The sequence below is a fragment of the Thermacetogenium phaeum DSM 12270 genome (assembly GCF_000305935.1).
Classification (GTDB): domain Bacteria; phylum Bacillota; class DSM-12270; order Thermacetogeniales; family Thermacetogeniaceae; genus Thermacetogenium; species Thermacetogenium phaeum.
In genome coordinates this window covers 1,170,061-1,189,681 of the sequence record NC_018870.1, presented here as the reverse complement: position 1 = coordinate 1,189,681, position 19,621 = coordinate 1,170,061, and the positions used below count along the sequence as shown (strand labels likewise).

General features: G+C 50.4%; 20 protein-coding genes. All 20 read right to left on the bottom strand.

Features of this window, described 5'->3' with window-relative positions:
• Positions 1–191: 191 nt before the first annotated feature.
• On the bottom strand, positions 192–926 hold the full coding sequence (gene cobS / locus TPH_RS05870; RefSeq protein ID WP_015050273.1) for an adenosylcobinamide-GDP ribazoletransferase: 735 nt from the start codon (positions 924–926) through the stop codon (positions 192–194).
• Positions 923–1,525 (bottom strand): bifunctional adenosylcobinamide kinase/adenosylcobinamide-phosphate guanylyltransferase, encoded by a 603-nt coding sequence (gene cobU, locus TPH_RS05865; protein WP_015050272.1) that lies wholly within the window; start codon positions 1,523–1,525, stop codon positions 923–925. Before cobU ends, cobS begins: the two co-directional genes overlap by 4 nt.
• Positions 1,526–1,546: 21 nt before the next feature.
• Positions 1,547–2,305, bottom strand: coding sequence for a class I SAM-dependent DNA methyltransferase (locus tag TPH_RS05860; RefSeq protein ID WP_015050271.1), 759 nt, complete (start codon positions 2,303–2,305; stop codon positions 1,547–1,549).
• A gap of 12 nt (positions 2,306–2,317) precedes the next feature.
• The gene (locus TPH_RS05855) at positions 2,318–3,643 is read right to left on the bottom strand and encodes a vWA domain-containing protein (protein ID WP_015050270.1); all 1,326 of its coding nucleotides are present in this window, start codon (positions 3,641–3,643) and stop codon (positions 2,318–2,320) included.
• A 3-nt stretch (positions 3,644–3,646) separates the two neighbouring features.
• Positions 3,647–4,546: an AAA family ATPase gene (locus TPH_RS05850; RefSeq protein WP_236608828.1), complete on the bottom strand. Its 900-nt coding sequence runs from the start codon at positions 4,544–4,546 to the stop codon at positions 3,647–3,649.
• A 16-nt stretch (positions 4,547–4,562) separates the two neighbouring features.
• Complete coding sequence (locus TPH_RS05845) at positions 4,563–5,399, bottom strand: C40 family peptidase (protein WP_015050268.1); 837 nt, start codon at positions 5,397–5,399, stop codon at positions 4,563–4,565.
• Between the two features lie 84 nt (positions 5,400–5,483).
• Complete coding sequence (locus TPH_RS05840; protein ID WP_015050267.1) at positions 5,484–6,305, bottom strand: PHP domain-containing protein; 822 nt, start codon at positions 6,303–6,305, stop codon at positions 5,484–5,486.
• A gap of 48 nt (positions 6,306–6,353) precedes the next feature.
• The gene (locus TPH_RS05835) at positions 6,354–7,289 is read right to left on the bottom strand and encodes a dipeptidase (RefSeq protein ID WP_015050266.1); all 936 of its coding nucleotides are present in this window, start codon (positions 7,287–7,289) and stop codon (positions 6,354–6,356) included.
• Between the two features lie 118 nt (positions 7,290–7,407).
• Positions 7,408–7,668, bottom strand: a complete 261-nt coding sequence (spoVS, locus tag TPH_RS05830; RefSeq protein ID WP_015050265.1) for a stage V sporulation protein SpoVS — start codon at positions 7,666–7,668, stop codon at positions 7,408–7,410.
• A 92-nt stretch (positions 7,669–7,760) separates the two neighbouring features.
• Positions 7,761–8,543, bottom strand: coding sequence for a TIGR00282 family metallophosphoesterase (locus TPH_RS05825; RefSeq protein ID WP_015050264.1), 783 nt, complete (start codon positions 8,541–8,543; stop codon positions 7,761–7,763).
• Positions 8,544–8,564: 21 nt separating this feature from the next.
• Positions 8,565–9,086: a hypothetical protein gene (locus TPH_RS05820; protein ID WP_148275863.1), complete on the bottom strand. Its 522-nt coding sequence runs from the start codon at positions 9,084–9,086 to the stop codon at positions 8,565–8,567.
• 373 nt (positions 9,087–9,459) lie between these two features.
• A complete protein-coding gene (rny, locus tag TPH_RS05815; RefSeq protein ID WP_015050262.1) occupies positions 9,460–11,016 on the bottom strand; it encodes a ribonuclease Y in 1,557 nt (518 codons plus the stop codon).
• A 224-nt stretch (positions 11,017–11,240) separates the two neighbouring features.
• Positions 11,241–12,287, bottom strand: a complete 1,047-nt coding sequence (gene recA / locus TPH_RS05810; protein ID WP_015050261.1) for a recombinase RecA — start codon at positions 12,285–12,287, stop codon at positions 11,241–11,243.
• Positions 12,288–12,379: 92 nt separating this feature from the next.
• Positions 12,380–12,958, bottom strand: a complete 579-nt coding sequence (gene thpR, locus TPH_RS05805) for an RNA 2',3'-cyclic phosphodiesterase (protein ID WP_015050260.1) — start codon at positions 12,956–12,958, stop codon at positions 12,380–12,382.
• Complete coding sequence (locus TPH_RS05800) at positions 12,955–14,226, bottom strand: competence/damage-inducible protein A (RefSeq protein WP_028991034.1); 1,272 nt, start codon at positions 14,224–14,226, stop codon at positions 12,955–12,957. Before TPH_RS05800 ends, thpR begins: the two co-directional genes overlap by 4 nt.
• A gap of 129 nt (positions 14,227–14,355) precedes the next feature.
• The gene (locus tag TPH_RS05795; RefSeq protein ID WP_015050258.1) at positions 14,356–15,852 is read right to left on the bottom strand and encodes an AAA family ATPase; all 1,497 of its coding nucleotides are present in this window, start codon (positions 15,850–15,852) and stop codon (positions 14,356–14,358) included.
• Positions 15,849–16,400 (bottom strand): hypothetical protein, encoded by a 552-nt coding sequence (locus TPH_RS05790; RefSeq protein ID WP_015050257.1) that lies wholly within the window; start codon positions 16,398–16,400, stop codon positions 15,849–15,851. Before TPH_RS05790 ends, TPH_RS05795 begins: the two co-directional genes overlap by 4 nt.
• A gap of 84 nt (positions 16,401–16,484) precedes the next feature.
• Positions 16,485–17,795: a 30S ribosomal protein S12 methylthiotransferase RimO gene (rimO, locus tag TPH_RS05785; protein WP_015050256.1), complete on the bottom strand. Its 1,311-nt coding sequence runs from the start codon at positions 17,793–17,795 to the stop codon at positions 16,485–16,487.
• 9 nt (positions 17,796–17,804) lie between these two features.
• Entirely contained in the window at positions 17,805–18,545 is a 741-nt protein-coding gene (locus TPH_RS05780; RefSeq protein WP_015050255.1) for a helix-turn-helix domain-containing protein, read from the bottom strand.
• Between the two features lie 16 nt (positions 18,546–18,561).
• Positions 18,562–19,560 carry a PfkB family carbohydrate kinase gene (locus TPH_RS05775; protein ID WP_015050254.1) on the bottom strand — a complete coding sequence of 333 codons (999 nt, stop codon included), beginning with the start codon at positions 19,558–19,560 and terminating at the stop codon, positions 18,562–18,564.
• Positions 19,561–19,621 lie beyond the last annotated feature (61 nt).

Genomic DNA, 19,621 nt, shown 5'->3' with positions numbered 1-19,621 from the left:
AGCTGTCCCGGGAAATACTTTCACTACGGATAACGACAGCCTATCGGTCAATAATTAGCGCTGGGTAGATAAATCCCCGGTGGAAACCAAGGATTCAAAGCGGCTACTGGCGACGATCCCCACCGTGATTTGATCCGGCCGGATCCGAAATCCGGTTTCCGGGAACGCAAAATAAATTGTTTTCTCTAATTTTAACAGCTAAGAAGAAATGCTGCCAGCAGAACAATGATTTCCGTCAATTCACAGGAAGCCCCATAGGTATCACCGGTCAGTCCGCCCAGCAACCTGGTGAGACAACCGCCTAAAAGCAGGATGAAAACCCCTGTAATTAAAAACAGAATGAGTCCGGATAGCCGCAACAAGAGAAAGAGAATTACCAGTGTCATACCTGTAGTTGCTGCAAAAAGCGAAACACTGCCATTAGCGTCAAAGAGCTTGCCGAGGCCGTTTTTCCTCGCATAAGGGAAAAGAACCTGCAGCCAGACCAGCGCCTGTCTTCCCAGCACAGGAGCGGCAATCAGATATGGAAGAAAACCCCGGCTGATCTGAGTGTAAACGCTGAATTTCAAAAGCAAGACGAGAACAACACCGATGACCCCAAAGGAACCGGCGTGGACGTCTTTCATAATGGCGAGTTTTTCCTCGCGGGTCCTCCCCCCGTAGACCCCGTCTACAGTGTCCATTAAACCGTCCAGATGCAATCCTCCGGTCAAGAGAACAGAGATCATAAGCAACAAGGCGGCGATGATGACTGGGGGAAAAAATTTGCCGAGAAAAAACCAGCTCCCTGCAAAAAGGGCGCCGAGGACGGCCCCGACAAGGGGAAAGAAGAAAAGGCTCTTCCGGAATGCATCCGCGCCGTAGTCGAGCCCTCCGGGTACAGGAATTCTTGTTAAAAAAGCAAGTGCACAGAAAAAGCTTCTCATCCTCCGGCTCCATCCCTTCCATCCAGGACTGACTCTGGTTCCCTGTGCAGCGCTTTGATGTCAATGGCCATTCCTGAAATGAGAAAAAAGGCATGATCGGCTTCTCTGGCCATGATCTGGTTGGACCAGCCGGTAACATCGCGGAAGATCCGCCCCTGCGGATAGGGAGGAACCACACCCAACCCCAATTCATTGGATACAATGACGACGTGCGCCCTGCAGCTGGAGGCAACCCGTGCCAGATGCCTGATCTCCTGCAGCACCTTCTCCTTCTGACACTCCTGGACATCGCCATCTGTCGGCGAAGGAAAAAGCAGATTGGCAATCAGAAGTGTCAGGCAATCGATGATGACCACCCCATCCTTTTGCCCGACTTTCTCCAGCACCGCCGCCACCCTGCGAGGTTCTTCAATAGTGCGCCAGCCAGGAGGCCTCCTCAGGCGATGTTCGGCTACCCTTGCCGCCATTTCCTCATCCAGAACCTCGGCGGTGGCTATATAGGTGACCTCCTCACTCAAGCAGGAGGCCACTTTTTCTGCAAAGCTGCTCTTCCCACTCCTGGCACCACCGGTGATAAAGATGAATTTACCTCGTTTCATGGAAATATGGAACCCCTTTTCTTAAATCTTGACTTTTTGAGCTATATAAACAACCCTGAGTGTGCCTTCATGGGGCGGATTGAATGTAAAAGCCTGATAATTGCCCTGCACGACGAACCCGCTGTCGCAGAGAAGGGACCATACCTCCTGCGGTTCGTGGATGCGCTCGCGGTGAGTTTCGGAGAAACACTCAATGTGCTCTCCATTCCTTTTGACCTCCCCGCTGACAACAATCTCCCAAATCCTCTCTTCCTTCAAATACCTGGTACGCCAGCTGAAGGAATACCCCTCGCCCCAGGCGGCGGAAGATCCTTCGCTCTCAGAGAGAATCTGAGGCAGGTAATTCAGGTCAAAAACAAAAAGACCCCCGTTATTGAGATTTCTAAATACCGCTTGGAAGGCCCGCCTTAAATTCGGGAGTTCCAGGATGTAGTTGAAGCCGTCCTGAAAACAAACGGCCAGATCCACCGCCTCCGGCAGCCTCAAAAAGCTCAGGTCCTGTTGCAGGAAAGTGATCTGACATCCCTCCTGCGCCGCTTTTTGCCGGGCCAGTGCAAGCATCTCAGCGGAGAGATCGACCCCAAAGGTACGGTAGCCACGCCTCGCCCACGGCAGAGCAGAACTCCCCGTGCCGCACGCCAGATCCACTACCGAGCCCACCTCTCCCCGGAAACGCTCAATAATTTCTTCCACATAACTGACCCATGCTTCGTAGTCGATCCCCTGCATCAGCAGGTCATAAAAAAAAGACAGTTTCTCGTAATTTAAGTTCGGCTTCAAGCTCTTCGCCCCTTAATCGAGAAATTGCTTTCTGATGATCCTCTCCAGATGGGCGAGGGTATAGCACTCATACATCCGGCACTGCCCCTGAAATTCACGCACACTTCGCAAATCCTTCCATTCCTCCCTCGGCAGGGTGTTCAGCCAGAGGATGTCCTTGACGGAGCGCTTGAGTTTTACCAGTTCCTCCCTGGCGCGTTCGATCTCCAGGGTCTTGGTGTCGCTGACTATTATGACGACCGTCTGAGAAGTCAGGAGCAGAGGGTATTTTACACGCAATGCGCCTAGGGCAGCACCGATATTGGTTCCCTTTCCCCAGGTGCGGCACTTCCCAATAAGGTTTACCATGGTCTTTTCAAAGGGTCGGCGCCTGCTAAAATAGGGTGTGACACATTCCAGCTCTTCAGCAAACACAAAGCTGTCGATGTTTTTAACCGCTGCACTCAAACCATAGATGAACTGAATGACAAAGGCGGCATAGCGAGACATGGAACCGGAAACGTCGCAGATGAGAAGCAGTTTGGGCTTTTGGATCCTTCTCCGCTTGTACTGAAGTTTAAATATTACACCGCCGTAGCGCACATTGGCCTTAATACTGCGCCTGAGATCAAGCCTGTCGATCTTCCTGCTCACCCGGTAACGGCGAGAGATCTTGGTTGCCATTTTGCGGGATAGTGATTTCAGCATGTTCGTTATTTTGGGAAGATCCTCATTCCCGATCCTCTTCATGTCCTCATAAAGCAGGCTGCTGTCTTCTTTCAGATCTTCAATAATGGAGGCGATAACAGGATCGCTTGCATCTCTGCTGCGCAGCACGTGATTATCGTCGGTCTCCCCCAGCCGCTGCTTCCAGTAGCGCAAGGAACCACGCACCTGGCATTCAAGCATCGGCTTAAACCTGCTGAAGCGGTCGTCCGGAAGGCTGCTGGCAGCCAAGTATTCCCGGATCTTTTTTTTCCCCTCTTCCGGCAAATGGGCGTAAAAAAGCTTTTCCTCCTCGCTCAAATCCAGCGCCGTCCCCTTATACGACAGATCTGCTTCTGCCTCTTCGAGCAGCAGCCGGTCTTCCCTCTGTTTCTCCTCCCAGATTTGCTGTTGCCGCTCTTTGATCTCAGGCACCGCAAAGAAACTTTCAAAGGCCTGATTGAAGACTATTTGTTCGTCGTAATTTTTAACCAGCAGGGCTGACAAGGCCAGCTTGACATGCTTCCGGTTAAGGATGTCGATCAGCGAAAGGGCCTTTAGCGCCGTCAGCGACTCCCGGATGCTGACCCTGATTCCCAGATGCCGGAGTATATGCACAAATCGAGCGAAATTATATTCAAGATAGTTTTGCATAACCTACCTCTTGGAGATTTTTTCGATCAGCCCGGCCGGCCCCATTTCCTTATTAAAAAGATCGATGTCCTCCTGATCTTTGAGCAGCAGGTTGAGGGTGCGCCTGATATGGTCCTGCTCCAGTTTTGCGGCGCCCAAAATGACAAGGGCGTTGGCCAGGTCGATCGTTTCCGAAATTGAAGGTTTCTTCTTAAAATCGAAATCGTGCCTTAAATGATGAGCAACCAGAGCAACCTCTTCGGCCAGCCGCGCACCTATCCCGGGAACCTTAACCTTAATTATTTTCAGCTCCTTTTCAATACTGGGAAAGTCAATGTAAAGGTAGACACATCTTCTTTTTAAGCCATCCGAAAGTTCCCTCTCCCCGTTGTTGGTGAGGACGACTACCGGAATGAATTTTGCCTTCAAGGTACCTAATTCCGGTACGGAAACCTGAAAATCGGAAAGAACCTCAAAAAGAAATGCTTCAAACTCCTCATCGGTTTTATCGATCTCATCGATCAGCAAAACCACCTTGCGGGGTGCCTGGATCGCCTTTAGTAAAGGCCTTTCCAGCAGGTAATCCCGGGAAAAAAGATCGTGTTCGGCAAGCTCTTCGGTGCTCTCTTTAGTCAACTGAATTTTGATCAGCTGCTTTTGGTAGTTCCACTCGTAGAGCGCCTTAGTCTCATCGAGCCCCTCATAACACTGCAGGCGGATCAAATCTGTCTGAAAAATTGAGGCAAGCACCTTGGCGATTTCGGTTTTGCCGACACCCGGCGCTCCGGTAACTAAAAGTGGTTTTTCCAGACGCAGGGAGAGGTAAACGGGGATGATGATCTCCTCTTCGGCGATGTAACCGACCTTTTCAAAGCCGGACCACAGTTTCTCAATTGTCAGTTCCGACAGATTTCCGATATTCAAATCCATCACTCCGAGATTACAGAACTCGACGGGCTCCTGCATAACGGGTGCGGTACCAGTTATCCGACAGGGATGTTATAGTCACTCCCTGGCCGCGGTTGGCATGAATAAAGGAATTGTTCCCGATATAGATGCCAACATGAGAAACGTACCCTTTATTTTCGGAAAAACAAACCAGATCTCCTGGGGCAGGAGTTTCTATCCTCTTTCCGCTCCGTGCCTGAGCATCGGCGGTGCGGGGGAGTTTGACGCCGTGTAGCGAGAAGATATACTGCACAAATCCCGAACAATCGAATCCCTTTACAGGGCTGCTACCGCCGTAAACATAGGGAACCCCGATAAACCTCCTGGCGGTATCGACAACAGAGGAAGCCGCTCCACGGGCAGGGGAAACTACGCTGTCAGTTCCGCCCCCGCTCCTGGTTGCGGGAACAATCAGGACCTGCCCGGGATAAATAAGATTGCTTTGAAGGTTGTTGGCCTCCTTCAGAGCTGCCACCTGAACCCCGTATTTCTGGGCAATCAACCAGAGACAGTCCCCCTGTTGAACAGTATATTTATCAACATGATTACTCGCTCCCGCCGCAGCCGCATTATTATTTCCCGCTTGAGTCTGACCAGATACCGCTGGAATCTGCAGTACCTTTCCAGGATGAATAAGATCCCCCGTGAGATTGTTCAGCTCTTTGATCGCCGACACCGTCGTCTGAAAAGAGCAGGCAATTCCCCACAGGGTATCACCTTTTTTGACAGTATAGCTCTGGGCATGTGAAGGACCAGGTGAAGATAAAACCCCAAAACCGACAATAACCGTCCCCAGGATCAAGAACTTCACATTTTTGAATCTCAGCATCTTCTAACCCCCGTGCTTTCGATAAAATGACACGCCCTTTTAAGATTTCGTTACAAATACGGGGATTCCTTCTCCGCTGATGATTTAATCGATAAAACTATGCAGCCTCTGAAGCTTTTCCACCGTTTCCATAGGGACAGACACAGAACCCAAAGGAGGGTAATCGGAATCAGGGCCGTGGTAGTCGGTACCGCCCGTCATCACCAAGCCGTACTTTTTGCTGTACCATCGGTACTTCTCAATCATCTCGGGGGTATGCAGAGGATAATAGACCTCCAAACCGAGAAGCCCTTTTTTTACGAGAGCCGGTATCAGATCATCCCTGTCGGCAAGGCCTGGGTGAGCCAGCACGGGAACACCTTTTGCCTTTTCGATCACGGCGATCGCGGTAAAGGGATCCAATTTGGAATGCGGTACATAGGCCGGTAATCCGCGGCCGATATATCTCTCGAAGGCCTCTTTTTTCGAGGCCACATAGCCTGCTTCCACCATTGCCTGGGCAATGTGAGGGCGGCAAATCGCCGCCTCTCCGGCAATCCTGGCAACATCCTCAAAGCGCAGCCTGATTCCCAGATCGGCCAGCTTGGCGAGCATTCCCTCGGCGCGCGTCAGCCGGCTCCGGCGCATCTCAGCGAGTGTATTCAGGAAAAATGGTGCCCGATATTCTACGTAATAGCCTAAAATATGGATATCTGTACCCTCCCAATCGGTGTTCAACTCCACCCCCGGTATCAGCTGCAACCCCGTTCCTCGAGCCTCAGCGAGAGCAGCCTCTATTCCGTCTGTTGTATCATGATCGGTCAAGGCAATCGCAGAAAGCCCTTTAGAAAGAGCGATATTGACAATTTTTTTTGGTTCATCACTTCCATCTGAAGCCGTGCTGTGCACATGAAGGTCGGCAAACATTGAATCTTCTCCTTTGCTCATTCTCTGCAGAGCCAGCTACAGCAGATTCTACAGAAGAACCTGTCTTAGCAGCCTCACACAATTATCGCTACAGATTTTGCGGAGAGTTGCCTCCGAGTAGCCATTTTTTATCAGCATCGCAATAATTTCTTGAAAAGAATTAACATCCTTGACCCCTCTAACCAGCCTCTCGGTACCGTCGAAGTCGGAACCAAAACCCAGATAATCGTCACCAACCAGGCTGCTGATGTGATCGATATGCCGGTATAAATACTCCAAACCGCAACCAGGAGGGCCAACCAGTTCGGCAGCAAAGTTTATCCCGACAACCCCCCCCTTCTGAGCGATCCCCCTGATCTGGTCATCTGTAAGATTCCTGGGGTGATCCCATACAGCCTTGCAGTTGGAATGAGAGGCAATTATCGGAGCTTCACTCAATTCCAACACGTCCCAGAATCCTCTTTCGGAAAGATGGGAAACATCGATAAGCATCCCCAAACGATTCATCTCTTTTACGACATCCCTGCCGAAGGATGTCAACCCACCTCCGGTTTTCGTCTCGTCCACACCGTCGGCAATTTCGTTGCGGTTGTTCCAGGTCAGGCAAAGACTGCGCACACCAAACCGGTATAAAACGCTCAACAGCCGGATGTTCCCCAGTAAGGCCTCCCCCCCTTCGACGGTCAAAATGGCACCGCTCCTTTCACCATGCAAGACATCCAGAAGCTGTCTCCCAAAAGTAATAACATCCCAGTACACCCCCTCTGACGCTAATTGCTCCCAGAAAAAGTCCCCCAGGAGAAGCACTTGCTGCAGTGGATTCATATAGGGTGCTATCCCGGGAAATAAAGCAAAGAACTGGATCTTGACTCCCGCCTGCCGGAGTCTGTGAAGATCCAGGTGGCCGTCCTGGCTTTGTTCCGCCAGCGAATACCGGTTAACGTAGGCGGCAAGAATCGAGTCACAGTGCATATCTACAATCATTGAAGACACTTCCCTTTAATAATAATAAATAACAAAAGCCTGTTTATTTTCAGCAAAATAAACAGGCTGCGATCAATAATATAAAATAATATAAATCAATTATAAATATATTATTCCTCTAACGGGGTTCTACAATGAGCTTGATTGCCGTCCTTTCCTCACCGTCGATAACAATGTCCGTAAATGCAGGGATACAAATGAGATCCACACCACTGGGAGCCACAAAGCCTCTTGCAATCGCTACAGCCTTTACAGCCTGGTTTAAAGCCCCAGCCCCGATTGCTTGCAGTTCTGCGCAGCCCTTCTCTCTCAAAACCCCTGCCAAGGCACCGGCTACAGAGTTCGGGCTGGATTTTGCTGACACCTTCAATACTTCCACAGACCCAACCTCCCCTATTGAATTTCCCTCTAATGAATATATTTATGCCATTATATTTTTAATGATAGCACCGATGGAAATATATTGCAAGGTTAATTTTTGAAGATCTGTATTCTTTTTATTATCAATGTTCTGCCATTATCTGGATCGATCTGCAAATACACGGCATTCAGCTGTACGGGGCCGCCGGCAACCTCGAACCGCACAGGCTGCATCGTCACGAATTTTTTGATCACCGGTTCTTTTTTAACCCCAAGGATCGAATCGCAAGGCCCTGTCATCCCTACATCAGTGATATAACCCGTTCCTTGCGGCAAAATCCGCTCGTCAGCGGTCTGGATATGGGTATGGGTTCCGATTAAAGCACTGGCTCTTCCGTCAACATACCATCCTAAAGCCATTTTTTCTGAAGTAGCTTCCGCATGGAAATCAATTATAATTACAGGCGTCTCCTTCCTGAGCAAAGGAAGTATTTCGTCCAGCATACGGAACGGGCAACTCAAGGGCGGCATATAGACCCGACCGGACAGATTGATAATTCCAACTTTAGTTTCACTTTGCGTGTGCGCAAGCAGATATCCTCTCCCAGGCGTACCCGGAGGGTAGTTGGCAGGTCGAACGATCCTTTTCTCCTCTTCGATAAAATTATAGACATCTTTTTGATCCCAGACATGGTTCCCCATAGTTAAAATATCGATTCCGGCACCAAAAAGCTCATCAGCAGTTTGCCGGGTTATGCCCGTCCCACCGGCAGCATTTTCGCCGTTGGCAATAACAAGTTCGGGAGCATATTCCTCCCGCAGTGAAACCAACAACTCCTTAACGGCCCGCCGGCCGGGACGACCGACAATATCTCCTAGAAAGAGGATCCGCAAATAGATAACCTCCTGGCACGATTACTTGTTGTACACCACCACTTTTCCCTCATCACGCAGAGCAATCAACTCGATATTGGCACGCTTCTGCTTGACACTTTCCAGCATATAACCGAGCAGCTCTTCATGCAAGGCCATATCATCGACCTGCAGGTCATCATCCTCATCTGTTACCAAGGTCGCTCCCAACTCTTCACGCAACAAAGCAATAAGCAGATTAATTTCTTTTAAAGAGAGAGAACCGACATCCCTTTGGAACTCCAGAATAGTAAATGATTCCAAAGGTTCAAAGAAGAAAGTGGATACCGCAACCTTCATTTTACAAAGATAATAATAGGCATCCATGGATTGCCTCAGGTAGTTCTGTGCCATCTTTATTTTCTCCGGGGAAATTGCATTCTTCAGATAAAATGTAAACTTGATTATTTGTTTTCTGGGATCCAGATTAATGGTAGCAATTTCCGGATAATAGATTAAAAGTGATGTCAACAGATTAGCGATCTGGGGAGCGCTGCTGTCACCTTGACGGTTTGCAACTTCCAACTTAATCCCTTCCTCTTCAGCCTCAAGGAGTGCTAACATAATGAGATATTTTCTCCAAAGATCGAATAAATCCTGCTACCTATCGATTTCCTTTTCTAGCATCTTACCGCAAAATGCACCATCTCAGATATTTCACCCCTAATCCAGCTGAAGCCGAGGGGTGAAAGCAAGCGAGGCCTGCTGCTCACCGGGAGACGGTTCACTTCATCTTCGCAGGCCGACAGATAAGCCGAGCCAACTAAAAAGGGGGCATCGCAAGATGACCCCTTTTTATACCCGGTTACCGTCGACCCGGGAGCTTGCTACCGAACAGGTGTTACCTGATGCAGTCCAAAAGCATGCAGCAATTTAGAGATCTAGCGTTTAACCGGTTTTACTTCGCGTAATCCACATACCTGGTTTCCCTGATCACGGTCACCTTGATCTGACCAGGATATTCCAGGCTGTCCTCAATCTTCTTAACAATTTCCCGGCTCAGGTGCGCGGCCTGAATGTCATCGATGACCTCGGGCTTGACCAGTATCCTGACCTCCCGCCCTGCTTGAATGGCAAAAGATTTCTCCACTCCTTCAAAGGAATCAGCGATTTCTTCCAGTTTATCCAGTCTCTTCAAGTACGCCTCCAGCGTCTCACGGCGGGCACCGGGGCGGGCAGCCGATATGGCATCGGCGGCCTGAATAAGCACAGCCTCAACGGTTTCCGGCTCCTGATCCCCGTGGTGAGCCAGAATACAGTGGATAACTTCCGGATTTTCACGGTATTTCCGGGCAAGATCAGCCCCTATGGTAACATGAGGACCTTCAATCTCATGATCGACTGCCTTGCCGATGTCGTGAAGCAATCCGGCACGCTTCGCCAGTTGAGCGTTGGCACCGAGTTCGGAGGCCATGGCGCCTGCGAGGTAAGCTACTTCCAGGGAATGTTTGAGCACATTCTGTCCGTAGCTTGTCCGGAACTTAAGTCTACCTAAAAGCTTGATCAGCTCGGGATGAATGTTGTGAACACCGACCTCAAAGGCAGCCTCTTCTCCTTCTTCTCGTATCTTCTGCTCAATCTCTTTCTGGGCTTTTTCCACCATCTCTTCGATCCGGGCCGGATGGATCCTACCGTCTGCAATGAGCTTTTCCAGGGCAATGCGGGCAGTTTCCCTCCGAATCGGATCAAAACTGGAGAGAATCACGGCCTCCGGAGTATCATCAATTATCAGGTCAACCCCAGTCAATGTTTCCAGGGTCCTGATGTTCCTCCCCTCCCTGCCGATAATCCTCCCTTTCATTTCGTCATTGGGTAGAGGAACAACGGACACAGTCGTTTCTGCTACTATGTCGGCTGCACCCTTCTGAATCGCCAGCGTCACTATTTCCCTTGCCCGTTTATCGGCCTCTTCCTTGGCCCGCGCCTCTTCTTCTTTAATGATGAGAGCCGTTTCCCGTTTAATTTCTTCCCGGACGTTATTCAAAAGAATAGTCCGGGCCTCTTCCGTTGTCAAACCGGAGATGCGCTCCAGTTCTGCCACATGCTTTTTCAACAGCTCGTCCAGCTGACTGCTTCTATGAGCAAGCTCCTGTTCCTTTTTATACAGGTTCTCTTCCTTCTTTTCCAGGCCTTCTAATTTCCTGTCCAGCGCTTCTTCCTTCTGTAACAAGCGCCGCTCCTGGCGCTGGATTTCGTTACGCCTCTCCCTGTTTTCCCGTTCGGCATCAGTGCGCATCTGATGGATTTCTTCTTTTGCCTCAAGTATTGCTTCTCTTTTTTTGGCATCTGCTTCTTTTTGGGCTTCCTCGATAATGCGCCTGGCCGCTTCCTCAGCGGAAGCAATACGGGCTTCTGCCAGGTACTTGCGCAATAAATATCCGCAGAGAACCCCTATCAGGAGTGCTATCACAGCTAAGACCACATAAACCGACGTTGTCAGAGAAATGCCTTTCACCTCCCTCCAATCAAGCCCTCATATCGTTAATTTTAATAATAAAACCGAGTAGAAACTCGGTTTACATAGAAACTTCTCCACATTTCAGATTTCCGTTAGTTGATTAGAATTACCGACCACTTGTAATACTAAATAAACTGTGGTAGAAGTTCTATCCACTGTTTCCGCTTTATAAATTCTATTATCGTTTCCGGAGTGTGTCAAGAAAGAGCCGGAAGGTTCTCCTAATCCTGAGGGGTAACATCTTCATCACTAAACGCGCTTCCGGTTCTGAAAATGCCCTGCTTTATGCTCGTCACTTCCCTGATTTTCTGCTCTATCTCCTGGGCAATCTCCGGATGCTCCCTCAAAAATTCTTTGGCATTTTCACGTCCCTGTCCCAAGCGCTCCTCCCCGTAAGCAAACCATGAACCCGATTTGGAGATAATACCGAATTCCAACCCTAAGTCGAGGAGGCCTCCTTCCCGGGAAATACCCTTACCGTACATGAGATCACATTCAACCTGTTTAAAGGGAGGGGCAACCTTATTCTTAACAACCTTGATTCTCGTCCTACTACCAACGATATCCGTTCCCTGTTTAATTAAATCGATTTTTTTGACTTCTAAGCGCACTGATGCGTAAAACTTAAGCGCTCTCCCACCCGTTGTCACTTCGGGATTGCCGAACATTACCCCTACCTTTTCTCGGATCTGATTGATAAAAATGGCCGTCGTTTTGGTCTTGCTAATGGTACCCGTCAGTTTCCTCAGGGCTTGAGACATGAGGCGGGCCTGCAAGCCCACATGAGCATCTCCCATTTCCCCCTCCAGTTCAGCCCTGGGCACCAAAGCAGCTACGGAGTCGATGACGATAACATCCAAAGCGCCGCTGCGCACAAGGGTTTCCGTGATCTCCAGAGCCTGTTCACCTGTGTCGGGCTGGGAGACATAGAGGTTATCGATGTCGACCCCTAAAGCCTGGGCATAAACAGGATCCAGGGCATGCTCGGCATCGATGAAGGCGGCCATTCCACCTCTTTTTTGGGCTTCAGCAACCACATGCAGGGCAACGGTCGTTTTTCCAGAGGATTCGGGCCCATAAATCTCTATAATCCTTCCCCGCGGTATCCCGCCTACCCCTAGGGCCAGATCCAGCGGGAGATTGCCCGAAGGGATCACATCGACATTGAGCTGAGCAGGCGTATCCCCCAAACGCATAATGGAGCCCCTACCAAAGGCTTTCTCAATATGAGACAGCGCCAACTCTAAAGCCTTGAGCTTGTCGTTCATTCTCCCCATCCCTTTCGAAACAAATGTTCGTAAACATTATATTTTACTTGGGAATCGTTGTCAATAAACGAACAACAACAATCCTAATCCTCTCACTCCCTTCGGAGGGGAAAGACTGCTAGGGGTTTATAGCGAGGCCCTTGAGGCGTTAATTCACTTGCCATGAGAATGATTTCCCGAACTGGAAACTCTTCCTCAAAAGGAAGTGCGGCGTTTTCTTGAAGTAGGTGGAACAGGTCTTGACTGTTGCGGAGGGAACGAAATCTGCCCAGGGTGATATGCGGGTGGAATTTCTTCTTTTCAGCTGGGAAACCCGCTTTGACAAGCTCACGCTCTGTTTTCTTTTGAAGCCTGTGCAGGGCCTCCAGATCTCCTGTAAGGGCAAGGGAAAAGACCCGCGGGCGATTCTGATCAGGAAACAAAAGGTAACTGTCGCCACAGTACAGATAAAAAGGAGTTTCTGCGCCAATCAATGCCGGCAGAATCACTTTTATTCTCCGGATTTGATCGGGGGTGAGGTCGCCAAAAAACTTTAAAGTCAGATGATAATTCTCTTCCTCTACCCATTTCACATCCAGGGCAAGCCGCCGGATTGGAGTGAGACCTCGATAAATCCTCCTCTTCAGCTCTTCAGGCAGCGGAATGGCGAGAAAGGAGCGCACCTTCTTCATAATGACGAACCGCCCTCTGATAGGGATAACAGATACCTGCGCAACAGATCAAGAGCTCTCTTAGCTGCTATGCTTTTGACGGTAATTCTCCCTAACCCCGGAAAGAAGATCCTTTGAGCGACAACATCATCCCGTGTTGCCAATCCAAGGTAGACCGTTCCCACGGGATCGTCGGGGGTTCCCCCTTCAGGGCCGGCAAACCCCGTCGTGGCCAACCCGATGGAGGCTCCCGTAAGACGCCGGACCCCCTCTGCCATCTCTTTGGCCGTCTGCAGGCTCACCGCCCCATATCGGTTCAGCGTCGATTCCTGCACCCCCAGGACCCGCATTTTAACCTCCTCTGTATAGGCAACAACCCCACCCCGAACATAACGGGAACTTCCGGGTACATCCGTTAGATAATTCGCCACCAGCCCCCCTGTACAGGATTCGGCGACCCCCACAGTTAAGCTGTTCTGCGAAAGCAACTCCCCAACCTTGCCAGGCAGGGTATCTTCGTCCAGACCGTAAAGGTCCTCTCCCAGGACTTTCATTAGCCTTTCCTTAAGCTGCTCAACGGCACCAGCCCTCTTCAGGGAGTCATTCCATTTGAGAACGAGATGGACCTCCCCTCCTTGGGGGAGGAAGCTGATGCCGACATCCATCTTTTTGGCTTCTGCCAGCACTTCTTTGAGCCTTTCCAGCAGAACCGCTTCTCCTGGGCCGCAGGTCTTAAACACGCAGACCCTTCGGCCGGACACAGGCGGATAGCGTCTGCTCAGGTACTGTTTAACCTCCCTTAAAAACATTTCTCTGGCCTCCCCAGGTGGTCCGGGGAGAACCACAATAGTCTTATTGGTGATTGGTATTATGAAGCCCGGAGCAGTTCCTAGGCAGTTGGATAAGGGTTCGGCACCGCAGGGAAGGTAAGCCTGCTTCATATTGGAGGGGGGGACGGAATTGCTGCGTCGGAGCAAACCGGCCTGAATCTCCTCCCAGATATCAGAGCGGAATTCGAGCGGCCTCTTAATTGCCTCGGCAACGGCCTCTCTTGTCACGTCATCAGGGGTTGGCCCCAGCCCCCCCGTTACGAAGATGAGATCAGCACGGTGCAGTGCTTCGCGCACTGCACCGGCAATATCATTAAGGTTATCGCTAACAGTTAACGTTCTTCTTACTTCATAGCCGAGCAAGGCTACCTGTCTGACCAGAAAAGGGGTGGTCGTGTTATCCTTTTCCCCAATCAAAAGCTCATCGCCAGTTGCGATGATCTCCACCAAAACAGCCATTTTCAAACGTTCCCTCTTCCTAAAAATTATTAACCTCTCGGATGAACCCCTAAAATTTCAGGGGAAAAATTTAGGTAACGGGTATCCCCCAGGCCGGAAACCCTTTTCCCCGTAAAACGGGGAGCAGGTTCAATGCACAACCCCGTCTTTTCCCTGACGGTTTGCCTCAAGTATTTCCCTCAAGGCGTCGCCGCTCAGGTATTCATGTTCCATTAAAACCCGCGCAATTTCCTTCAGAGAATGGATATGAGCTCGGAGCAATTCATCTACAATATTCTCCTGCCGCTTGATGATCTCCTGCAAGACCTGGTGATAGCGCTCATTAGGAATGATCTCCTCGCAGATGACACCGAGCGGCGAGAGGCCGGAGTTGATGATCTGACGGGCTACCTGCACCGCCTGTTGAAAATCGTTGCTGGCACCAGTGCTCTGGGAACCGAGCAGGATCTTTTCGGCGACCGCTCCCGCCAGGTAAATCTGAATCTGCTTCTCCAGAGATTCCAGCGTATACAGGTAGATGTCATCCTCCGGTACCTGCCTCATGTAACCCAACGCCCTGCCGCGGGTCGTCACTGTCAGATGAGAGACAGAGCGCGGCCTCAGCAGCTCGCTGATAAGAGCGTGACCCGTCTCATGAACGGCTATGCGGTAACGCTCATCCTCATTCGGTTTGCGGTCGATCTTTTCACCCATCATCACCTTGTCAACCGCTTCTTTGAAGTGTCTATGGTGGATCAGCGGCGAATTGTCTCGCAAGGCCAGGATCGCCGCTTCATTGGCTACGCTCTCCAGATGGGCTCCGGAAAAGCCGAAGCTTTCTTGAGCTATTTTCTCTAAAGAAACATCATCGGCCAGCGGCTTATTGCGGCAGTAGATCTGAAGGATATGGTAACGGGCTTCTTTATCGGGAAGATCAACACGGACAATCCGGTCAAAGCGCCCCGGTCTGAGCAAGGCGGGATCCAGCATGTCCTCCCGATTGGTAGCCCCGATCACCAGAATCCGCACCTGATCATCCTGCTTCAGCCCGTCCATTTCCACAAGCAGTTGGTTGAGAGTCTGATCGTATTCCAGATGTCCCGTCTGGCTTCCTCTCCGGCTCCCTAAAACGTCGATTTCATCGATAAAAATGATCGCTCCGTCTTTCTTATCCCTGCGGGCTCGCTCTTTGGCCGTTCTAAATAACTGTCTCACCCGCTGCGCTCCCACACCGGCATAAACCTCTATAAACTCACTCCCCGAAGTAGCCAGGAACAATGAGTGTGTATAGGCGGCAGCCGCCTTGGCCAGAAGTGTTTTTCCTGTGCCGGGAGGGCCCGTCAACAAAATGCCCTTCAAGGGACGGATTCCGAGCTCCCTGACCTTATTGGTGTGAAGAACGAAGTCAAGGGCTTCTTTCAGCTCCTGTTTGGCCGGAGCCTGTCCCCCGATATCATCAAAACTGAAGTTAACCTGCTGCACGCATTCTGAAAAATGGGTGCCACTGGAAAGACCTCTTTTATCAATGACAGTGTACAGCAAAAAACCCAACCCTGCCATCAACAGTAAAGGAATAACATTGTATCCGAGCAGTACGAGAAATATCAACACGGCCAGCGACGCTCCTAAACAGACCTCTTTGATCATAAAATTTCACCACCTGGTTGTTCAAAGTTCTCGGGCTGCTCACACCTCGGATAGCGCGGTATCACCTCATAAAGATAACCATGGTCGTCCCGCAGTTCCAGGTAAATAGCGGAAGAATCGATAAACAGGCGATAGTGCACCCCAGCCGCTTTGGCCAGCTCTGCGATCTTTTTTTCCATATTCTGATATCTGCCGGTTGCTATTGCCTCCTGGATGATAAAACTACATTTTTCATACAGGCCTTCCAGCTCCGGGGTCCTGTTATCAACCAGGACGATTCTATAGCCGGCACCTAACCGTTTTGCTACCACATTTTCTATATTTAAATAAGCCTCTCGCAGGTTATCGATTTCCGGAGCGCGAAGATATACCGCTGGAGGGTCCTCTTGCTTTTCAATGCGGATCTCCTCCACCTTTATTATCCGGCCGATCTCATTCTGCAGATTGTTTTTAACATAATGGCTTTCATAAAGATGGTGTCCGCCGAGCAGGATACAGAGGGTAATAATCAGAACTGTTAGCACTGTCGTAAATCGAATCTGCCCCAAAACTCTCCTCCTCCCCTGTTACCTATGACAAAGATTATACCATACCTCCTCTCGTCCCTCTTTATGAAAGCATTGGAAACAGAACTATAATGATACGCCGATGAGATCAAACGCAGCAGCAGCAGTTATACGCACCGTCACAAACATACCCGGCCGCAGGTTTTCCCCTCGCACGATCACGCGGGGGTCGATTCCCGGAGCCTCCCGGTAGCTGCGCCCCCACCAGATGTTGTCACCGAGCCTTCCCTCAATCAGGACCTCGAGAGTACTCCCCACCAGCCCCTCGTTATTACGGCGGGATATGCAGCGCTGCAAACGCATGATCATTCTTGCCCTGCGGCGCTTGGTGATGTAAGAAATATCATCTTTTTGTCTGTACGACCTTGTACCCTCTTCGTGGTAATAGGGAAAAACTCCCAAGCGGTCCCACCTGGCTGCAGCAACAAAATCGAGGAGTTCCCGGAATGCTTTCCGGTCCTCCCCCGGATATCCTGTGATGAGAGTGGTACGCAGGACAACACCTGGCAGAGCGGATCTCAATTGACCTATCATTTGTAAATAAGACAGGGCATCCCCCTTCCTCCCCATGCTCCGTAAAATATCCCGGTTGACGTGCTGGATGGGGATATCCAGGTAGCGACAGACTTTCGGTTCATTGCTCAGGATCTCAATTAACTCCGGAGTCAAGGAGGTGGGGTTGAGATAAAGGAATCTAACCCAGTGAAGGCCGTCGAGTTTGCAGATTTCTCTGATCAGGCCTGCCAGGGAGGGCCGTTCGGGGAGATCTCTGCCGTAGGCCCCGGTATCCTGTGCGACTAAAATTATCTCTTTGGTCCCCCCGGCAACCAGCTGTGCAGCTTCACGCAAAATGGACTCCGGTTCCCTGCTCTTAAGGGGCCCCCTGATACGAGGTATCAGGCAGTATGAACAGGCATGAGAGCACCCTTCGGCGATCTTCAGGTAAGCTGTGTAGGGAGGAGTAGAAAGCAGTCTTGGATATTCTCCTTGTTCCGTTCCCCCTTGCGCCGCTCCTTTCCTTTGGAGCAGTCTCTCCAAACAAGAAAGGATGTACGGCGCTGGATTAACCCCAAGCCACCCATCGACCTCGGGTAACAATTTTGCCAACCGCTCTGCACCATAGCGGGCGGTGAGACAACCGCAAACGATCAGGATTCGGCAATTTCCTTTTTTTTTCAGCTGGATACAGCGGTTGATTGTCTCCAGCGCCTCTCTAACCGCCGGTTTAATGAAACCGCAGGTGTTGACAAGAACAATTTCCGCCTCATCGAGAGCAGAAGTTATCACATATCCAGTACCGGCCAGTACGCCGAGGATTGTTTCGCTGTCCACAAGATTCTTGGGACAACCAAGGCTGATCATAGATACCAGTTTCATCGATAACCCCTACCGTAATTCCTTTCTACTCGGTGGAGTGAATTCCTTGTCGACAACCTCACCTCTCCCCCCTACCGGAGGCTGCTTTTCTCCATTATAAATAACGTCTACCCCACCGGCATTGCCCAATCTGATTTTAATAGATTCCTTAGCCCTAAATGTTTTTTTATCTCCTGGCTGAAGATTACCGGAAAAACTCTCCTCCCCGTCGGCAACAACCCTGACCCAGCATACTTCCCTGCACACCAAATCCAATACAACTTCTTCTTCCTGTATTTCATCCGCCGGTTCTTCTTTTTCCTCTTCTTCCGTAACCGGGGGAGGGGGTGCAGGCTCCTCCTTTTCTCGGAGCACACTGTGAGCAAAGGCTAGGACGATCAGAGCGAAAACAGCGATCACCGCGGCAATTCCCAGCCTTTTTCCCCACCGGCGAGCCCCAAAAGGTTGCTTTTCTACTGCCTCTCTCTTTTGCTCCTTCACCTGTTCCGTCTGGAGTTGAGGTGCTGCACTCGCAACCTGATCGCCGCTTAGGGATTTATAAGATTCTACCAGGGCATCGGAGTCAAGCCCCAGATAACGGGCATAATTACGCAGAAATCCGACCCGATAAATCTCACCTGGTATCTCCTGATAATCATCGTTCTCCAGGGCCTCCAGGTACTTGACCCGGATCTTCGTCGCCGCTTCCACTTCAGGAAGGGAAAGCCCCTGTTTTTCTCGCTCCGCTCTTAAAATTTCGCCGGGCTTCAAAAAACCACCTCTTTAATTATTTCTCACAGGCATCAGTTGCCTGCGTCCTTCCCAAAGCTCGCCTTACTGCAAAACGAAAACCATGACCTGCCGCCAGACCTACTGCTATCCCAGCGCTGATGCTCAAAGCAGAACTCATCCCTTGCAGGGGAGAAAAAGGAAGATATACGGCCTCTTGAGGGGTGGCCAGAACCACTCCCTGCTCGTCAAAAATAACAATAAGCGCAGCCAATCCCCTGCCCACAATTTCCCGGCAGACGGGAAAACAGCTTTCCGGATCCTCTCCGGAAAAACCGGGGAGCTCATGATTCCAGCAGACAAGAAAAACCTGCGGATAGCTGCAAAAATCCTGTCGCAGACACCAGTCCAAGGAACCTCCAACAAAGGTGGTTAAGATATCGTAAGATTTAGCCAGTTTTAACAGATATTTGATTTCCGCGGACGACAGGGAGGCATCAATGAGGAGCACCTTCGCCGTCTTGATGATCTCACCGCAGGCAGCAAGCTCTTTTTCGCCGAGGGTTTGCGTAATCCTCATATCTTCAAGATGATAAAGAACGTTTTCGCCGTCAAAAACATGGAGGCGTTTAGCGGTAGAACAATCTCCGCTGCGGATAACATGCCGCAGCTCGACACCCTTTTTTAAAAGATAGTTGTAAATCTGATCACCGCTCTCATCCTGCCCCAAAACTGTTATAAGAATTGGTGCAATATTGTAACCGGCCAGCTCAGCTGCCATCTCGCAACCCAACCCACCGCAAGAAATGCTGATTTCCCGGCTGTTAACATAAGCGGCGATCTCCAGCCAGGACTTTCCCACTATCAAAACACCGGACCGTTCTTGAAGAATGTAACCTCTCCCCAATATGTATCCTTTGCGCATCAGGTTTGATATGTGCACTGCTGCTGCCGATCGCGAGATCTTCATCTTTGCCGCCAGTTCATCCTGGGAAACCAGCGGATCCTCTTTCAAACAGGCAAGAATTTCCTTTTCCCGTTTGGTCAGGTGTCTCATGGGCAGCCCCCACTTGCCTCAACAGTGCAAGTAGTTGACGGAATTCGGATTCACTAATATC

Coding starts and splice junctions, on each gene's coding strand:
- cobU (WP_015050272.1), bottom strand. CDS start 1,525: ATGAAACGAGGTAAATTCATCTTTATCACCGGTGGTGCCAGGAGTGGG.
- TPH_RS05855 (WP_015050270.1), bottom strand. CDS start 3,643: ATGCAAAACTATCTTGAATATAATTTCGCTCGATTTGTGCATATACTC.
- TPH_RS05795 (WP_015050258.1), bottom strand. CDS start 15,852: ATGATCAAAGAGGTCTGTTTAGGAGCGTCGCTGGCCGTGTTGATATTT.
- TPH_RS05775 (WP_015050254.1), bottom strand. CDS start 19,560: ATGAGACACCTGACCAAACGGGAAAAGGAAATTCTTGCCTGTTTGAAA.
- TPH_RS05835 (WP_015050266.1), bottom strand. CDS start 7,289: ATGATTGTAGATATGCACTGTGACTCGATTCTTGCCGCCTACGTTAAC.
- TPH_RS05845 (WP_015050268.1), bottom strand. CDS start 5,399: ATGCTGAGATTCAAAAATGTGAAGTTCTTGATCCTGGGGACGGTTATT.
- cobS (WP_015050273.1), bottom strand. CDS start 926: ATGAGAAGCTTTTTCTGTGCACTTGCTTTTTTAACAAGAATTCCTGTA.
- TPH_RS05840 (WP_015050267.1), bottom strand. CDS start 6,305: ATGTTTGCCGACCTTCATGTGCACAGCACGGCTTCAGATGGAAGTGAT.
- recA (WP_015050261.1), bottom strand. CDS start 12,287: ATGAACGACAAGCTCAAGGCTTTAGAGTTGGCGCTGTCTCATATTGAG.
- TPH_RS05800 (WP_028991034.1), bottom strand. CDS start 14,226: ATGGCTGTTTTGGTGGAGATCATCGCAACTGGCGATGAGCTTTTGATT.
- thpR (WP_015050260.1), bottom strand. CDS start 12,958: ATGAAGAAGGTGCGCTCCTTTCTCGCCATTCCGCTGCCTGAAGAGCTG.
- rimO (WP_015050256.1), bottom strand. CDS start 17,795: ATGAAACTGGTATCTATGATCAGCCTTGGTTGTCCCAAGAATCTTGTG.